Source organism: Microbulbifer okhotskensis (genome assembly GCF_023895975.1).
Classification (GTDB): Bacteria; Pseudomonadota; Gammaproteobacteria; order Pseudomonadales; family Cellvibrionaceae; genus Microbulbifer; species Microbulbifer okhotskensis.
Map to the genome: position 1 here is coordinate 1 of NZ_JALBWM010000166.1, position 2,500 is coordinate 2,500.

General features: G+C 51.8%; 2 rRNA genes (1 of these 2 cut by a window edge). Both read right to left on the bottom strand.

The features are described 5' to 3' along the window. Positions 1-74: 74 nt before the first annotated feature. Positions 75-190: ribosomal RNA gene (gene rrf, locus MO867_RS20100) — 5S ribosomal RNA — on the bottom strand. 209 nt (positions 191-399) lie between these two features. Next, a 23S ribosomal RNA gene (locus tag MO867_RS20105) occupies positions 400-2,500 on the bottom strand (it continues 799 nt past the right edge of the window).

The following is a 2,500-nucleotide window of genomic DNA, read 5'->3' on the forward strand; positions in this document are numbered from 1 at the left end:
TTTCTTTTCGCATCGACATTTATTTCAGGCATAAAAAAAGGGCCACCCGATTGGGTGGCCCTTTCTAATTAGAAGCCTGACGATGACCTACTCTCACATGGGGAAACCCCACACTACCATCGGCGATGTTGCGTTTCACTTCTGAGTTCGGCAAGGGATCAGGTGGTTCCACAACTCTATGGTCGTCAGGCAAACTGGCTTGGGTTAGCGTTGGTCTTAAGAGCCGAAGCTCTGCCTGCCGCGTTATCGCTGTTTGCCACGGTCATGTTGTTGACCGGCGATAACCCCAAATAAATCGGTAAAACAATCTGTAGTAATACACCGCAAGTCGATCAATTGTGTGTCTTTCTTTCCACAATCCGCTAGCTTGCGCTAGTCGTTAGTAACCATCTCTGTTGTATGGTCAAGCCGCACGGGCAATTAGTACTGGTTAGCTCAACGCCTCACAACGCTTCCACACCCAGCCTATCAACGTGGTAGTCTTCCACGGCCCTTCAGGACTCTCAAGGAGTCAGGGAGATCTTATCTTGAAGGAGGCTTCCCGCTTAGATGCTTTCAGCGGTTATCCCGTCCGAACATAGCTACCCGGCAATGCCACTGGCGTGACAACCGGAACACCAGAGGTTCGTTCACTCCGGTCCTCTCGTACTAGGAGCAACTCTTCTCAAATCTCCAACGCCCACGGCAGATAGGGACCGAACTGTCTCACGACGTTCTAAACCCAGCTCGCGTACCACTTTAAATGGCGAACAGCCATACCCTTGGGACCGGCTTCAGCCCCAGGATGTGATGAGCCGACATCGAGGTGCCAAACACCGCCGTCGATGTGAACTCTTGGGCGGTATCAGCCTGTTATCCCCGGAGTACCTTTTATCCGTTGAGCGATGGCCCTTCCATACAGAACCACCGGATCACTATGACCTACTTTCGTACCTGCTCGACATGTCTGTCTCGCAGTCAAGCGCACTTATACCATTATGCTCATTGCATGATTTCCGACCATGCTGAGTGCACCTTCGTACTCCTCCGTTACTCTTTGGGAGGAGACCGCCCCAGTCAAACTACCCACCATACACTGTCCTCGATCCGGATGACGGACCAGAGTTAGAACCTCAAACATACCAGGGTGGTATTTCAAGGGCGGCTCCACAATAACTAGCGTTATTGCTTCAAAGCCTCCCACCTATCCTACACAAATAGGCTCAAAGTTCAGTGCAAAGCTGTAGTAAAGGTTCACGGGGTCTTTCCGTCTAGCCGCGGGTACACTGCATCTTAACAGCGATTTCAATTTCACTGAGTCTCTGGTGGAGACAGCGTGGCCATCGTTACGCCATTCGTGCAGGTCGGAACTTACCCGACAAGGAATTTCGCTACCTTAGGACCGTTATAGTTACGGCCGCCGTTTACCGGGGCTTCGATCAAGAGCTTCGCCGAAGCTAACCCCATCAATTAACCTTCCGGCACCGGGCAGGCGTCACACCGTATACGTCCTCTTACGAGTTTGCACAGTGCTATGTTTTTAATAAACAGTCGCAGCCACCTGGTCACTTCGACCGGCCTCAGCTTAGGGAGCAAGTCCCATCACCAAAGCCGGCGTACCTTCTCCCGAAGTTACGGTACCATTTTGCCTAGTTCCTTCACCAGAGTTCTCTCAAGCGCCTTGGTATTCTCTACCTGACCACCTGTGTCGGTTTAGAGTACGGTTCACTATTGCCTGAAGCTTAGAAGTTTTTCCTGGAAGCATGGCATCAACCACTTCACTCACCGAAGTGAGCTTCGTCATCAATTCTCAGCCTTCTCATTAAAGAGTATGACCCGGATTTACCTAAGTCATAAGCCTACAACCTTAAACATGGACAACCAATCGCCATGCTGGCCTAGCCTTCTCCGTCACTCCGTCGCAGCAATAGCGAGTACAGGAATATTAACCTGTTTTCCATCGACTACGGCTTTCGCCCTCGCCTTAGGGGCCGACTAACCCTGTCCCGATTAGCGTTGGACAGGAAACCTTGGTCTTCCGGCGGGGAGGTTTTTCACCTCCCTTATCGTTACTCATGTCAGCATTCGCACTTGTGATACCTCCAGCAGACCTCCCGATCCACCTTCAACGGCTTACACAACGCTCCTCTACCATGCTAATAAATTAGCATCCGCAGCTTCGGTTACCAGTTTGAGCCCCGGTATATCTTCCGCGCAGGCCGACTCGACTAGTGAGCTATTACGCTTTCTTTAAAGGATGGCTGCTTCTAAGCCAACCTCCTAGCTGTCTGAGCCTTCCCACATCGTTTCCCACTTAACTGGTATTTGGGACCTTAGCTGGCGGTCTGGGTTGTTTCCCTTTCCACGACGGACGTTAGCACCCGCCGTGTGTCTCCCGCGATTGCACTCCTCGGTATTCGGAGTTTGCATGGGGTTGGTAAGTCGGGATGACCCCCTAGCCCAAACAGTGCTCTACCCCCGAGGGTGAGACGCGAGGCGCTACCTAAATAGCTTTCGAGGA